We start from the raw sequence: 3,424 nt of genomic DNA on the forward strand, positions 1-3,424 counted from the left end.
CCCCACCGGCTCCACCCGCCGACCCCCCCCCCACACCGTTATCCCACTCCGGCCCCCACCCCCACCGGGTGGGGGGGGCCCACCCCGTTGTGGTCCATGCGGCCCGGACGGCTCAGAGGGCCGGTCGCCCACCGGCGTTCGGATCCTCCGCGCGCCTGTCCGCCAAGTGGCCCAGGCCCTGTCGCCGATCGGGTGACATGAGTGCGCCCGATGAGGGTCCCACGCCTGCGCTGCGGGAGAAAAGCATCGTAAGTATGCGCTGACCCGATCGGCATGAGCCGAGGTCGGCGCCGATGCCGAGTCAGCCAGGAGCCCGCGTCGCCATGCATTCCAAGACCCCGTCCAGCGACCTGGTTGACGACGCGTACGAGAACGAGGTCCCACTCCGGTCCAGGCAGCCGGGCAATGTGGTGGTGAAGTGGCTGACCACCACGGACCACAAGACCATCGGCACCCTGTACATGACCACCTCCTTCGGCTTCTTCTGCATCGGCGGCCTCTTCGCGATGTTCATGCGCGCGGAACTGGCGCGCCCCGGGATGCAGATCATGTCGAGCGAGCAGTTCAACCAGGCGTTCACGATGCACGGCCTGATCATGCTGCTGATGTTCGCGACGCCGCTGTTCGCCGGCTTCGCGAACTGGATCATGCCGCTGCAGATCGGCGCGCCCGATGTGGCGTTCCCGCGGCTGAACATGTTCGCCTACTGGCTCTACGTCTTCGGCTCGCTGATCGCGCTTGCCGCCTTCCTCACCCCGAACGGCGCACCGGACTTCGGCTGGTTCATGTACCCGCCGCTGTCGGATGCCCAGCACACGCCCAACGTGGGCGCGGACATGGTGATCATGGGTCTGGCGTTCTCCGGATTCGGCACGATCCTCGGCTCGGTCAACTTCATCACCACGATCATCTGCATGCGCGCACCCGGCATGACGATGTTTCGTATGCCGATCTTCTGCTGGACCGTGCTGCTGACCGGTGTGCTGGTCCTGCTCGCCTTCCCGGTGCTGGCCGCCGCGCTGTTCGCCCTGGAGGCCGACCGCAAGTTCGGCGCGCAGATCTACAACCCCGCGAACGGCGGTGCCCTGCTGTGGCAGCACCTCTTCTGGTTCTTCGGGCACCCGGAGGTGTACATCATCGCCCTGCCGTTCTTCGGCATCATCTCGGAGGTCGTGCCCGTCTTCAGCCGCAAGCCGATGTTCGGTTACATCGGCCTGGTGGCCGCGACCATCGCGATCGCCGGTCTGTCCGTGACCGTGTGGGCGCACCACATGTTCGTCACCGGCGCGGTGCTGCTGCCGTTCTTCTCGTTCATGACCTTCCTGATCGCGGTACCGACCGGTGTGAAGTTCTTCAACTGGATCGGCACCATGTGGAAGGGCTCGCTGTCCTTCGAGACCCCGATGCTGTGGGCCACCGGATTCCTGGTGACGTTCCTCTTCGGTGGTCTGACCGGGATCATCCTGGCCTCGCCGCCGATGGACTTCCATGTCTCCGACTCGTACTTCGTCGTCGCGCACTTCCACTACGTCGTGTTCGGCACCGTGGTGTTCGCGATGTTCGCCGGATTCCACTTCTGGTGGCCGAAGTTCACCGGCAAGATGCTGGACGAGCGCCTCGGCAAGATCACCTTCTGGACGCTGTTCATCGGTTTCCAGGGCACCTTCCTGGTCCAGCACTGGCTGGGCGCCGAGGGCATGCCCCGCCGTTACGCGGACTACCTGGCCGCCGACGGCTTCACGCTGCTGAACACGATCTCAACGATCAGCTCGTTCCTGTTGGGGCTGTCCATCCTGCCGTTCTTCTACAACGTCTGGAAGACGGAGAAGTACGGAAAGAAGATCGAGGTGGACGACCCGTGGGGCTACGGCCGTTCGCTTGAGTGGGCGACCTCCTGCCCACCACCGCGGCACAACTTCGTCACCCTGCCGAGGATCCGCTCCGAATCCCCGGCGTTCGACATGCACCACCCGGAATTCGCCGAGATCCAGGCCGGCGGCGCAGCGGAGCGGCGTCTGAGCGGGCCAGGGACGGACCGGCGGTGAGCAGCCCCTCTCCGTATGAGGGAGTGAGAGACGGACTGCGCCGACTCGATGGCTACCTCTACTGGCAGGCCGAGCTGGCCGAAGCACGCAGGGAAGCCGTCGCCTTCTGCGAAACGCTGCCCTGGCTCACCACCGCCGAGCGCCGCGAGCTCGAGGAGCGGTACACCCGGGCCCGTGTGGACATGTCCAAGGTGGTCACCCGCCGGGTCGCCGACCGGTGCGTCGAGCTGCGCGGGGAATACGAGACGCGCTACCAGCGGCTGCGCCGCAGGACCTTCGGACTCAGCCTCCTCGGCTGCTTCCTTCTGCTCACGGCCGGGGCACTGCTCCACCGGTAGGCCCGCGGCACCGCACACCCCCGGCCGACTGACCCCGTACCTCGCCGGGGGAGTGCGGATGATAGGTTCAGCCCCGCCGTGCGCTGCCGCGAACCAAGGAGGTGAGACCGATCAACATGTCGACAGGTCGGGACTCCCTCTCTCGCATGGCCCGGGGAGTGCCCGCGTAAGGCATCCCGAAAGGGCTTGAATCGCTATGCGCTTCATCTCTGAGACGCCGTCCGAAGGCGTCCGCGAACAACTCTTCATCCTTGGCGAGATATCCGGTGTGCTCTGGACGCCGGAAGGCGCCGCCGGTACGCGCCCCCTCATCCTCATGGGACACGGCGGAGGACGCCACAAGAAGGACCCCGAGATCGTGCGCCGCGCGCACCGCCTTGTGACCGAAGGCGGTTTCGCGGTGGCGGCGGTCGACGTGCCGGGCCACGGCGACCGGCCTAAGCAGGAGGAGTACGACCGGATCGCCACCGAGAACCAGGCCCGGGTGGCGGCCGGGGAGGAACTGGCACCGCTGGTCGCCGCTTTCCAGTCACTCGTCGCCCGCCAGACCGTCCCGGAGTGGCGGGCTGTGCTGGACGCGCTCCAGGAGTGCGAGCATGTCGGCCGCGGTCCGGTGGGCTACTGGGGTGTGTCGCTCGGCTGCGGACTCGGTGTTCCGTTCGTCGCCGCCGAACCCCGGGTCCGCGCGGCGGTGCTGGGCCTCGGCGGGGCTCTGGCATCAGCCGACGCCGCCGCGCGGGTGACGGTGCCGGTGGAGTTCCTGGTCCAGTGGGATGACGAGCGCGTACCACGGGACCAGTGCCTGGCGCTGTACGACGCCTTCGCCTCCACCGAGAAGACGCTGCACGCCAACCCCGGCAAGCACATGGAGGTCCCGGACTTCGAACTGGACAGCACGCTGCGGTTCTTCACCCGGCACCTCCGCCCTTAGGGCTTTTCCGTTGCCCACGGCACGGCGCGGGGGGGGGGGGGGGGGGGGCCGGCGCGCAAGCGACGGCGCGGGGCCGCGCCCGCGCGGACCCGCCGCGCGGCGCCCGGGCC

General features: G+C 67.8%; 3 protein-coding genes. All 3 read left to right on the forward strand.

Annotated features, from left to right (window positions below; genetic code table 11):
* Positions 1-323 precede the first annotated feature (323 nt).
* The 3 genes from ctaD (at position 324) to ACFWI9_RS21150 (ending at position 3,314) form a co-directional block, all read left to right on the forward strand.
* Positions 324-2,045 (forward strand): cytochrome c oxidase subunit I, encoded by a 1,722-nt coding sequence (gene ctaD, locus ACFWI9_RS21140; RefSeq protein WP_387164128.1) that lies wholly within the window; start codon positions 324-326, stop codon positions 2,043-2,045.
* Positions 2,042-2,383 carry a hypothetical protein gene (locus ACFWI9_RS21145; RefSeq protein ID WP_387164129.1) on the forward strand — a complete coding sequence of 114 codons (342 nt, stop codon included), beginning with the start codon at positions 2,042-2,044 and terminating at the stop codon, positions 2,381-2,383. The genes ctaD and ACFWI9_RS21145 overlap by 4 nt, the downstream gene beginning before the upstream one ends.
* Positions 2,384-2,579: 196 nt before the next feature.
* Positions 2,580-3,314, forward strand: a complete 735-nt coding sequence (locus ACFWI9_RS21150; RefSeq protein ID WP_387164131.1) for a dienelactone hydrolase family protein — start codon at positions 2,580-2,582, stop codon at positions 3,312-3,314.
* Positions 3,315-3,424: the final 110 nt, after the last annotated feature.

The organism is Streptomyces sp. NPDC127084 (genome assembly GCF_042724175.1).
Taxonomy (GTDB): domain Bacteria; phylum Actinomycetota; class Actinomycetes; order Streptomycetales; family Streptomycetaceae; genus Streptomyces.

Coding starts and splice junctions, on each gene's coding strand:
- ctaD (WP_387164128.1), top strand. CDS start 324: ATGCATTCCAAGACCCCGTCCAGCGACCTGGTTGACGACGCGTACGAG.
- ACFWI9_RS21150 (WP_387164131.1), top strand. CDS start 2,580: ATGCGCTTCATCTCTGAGACGCCGTCCGAAGGCGTCCGCGAACAACTC.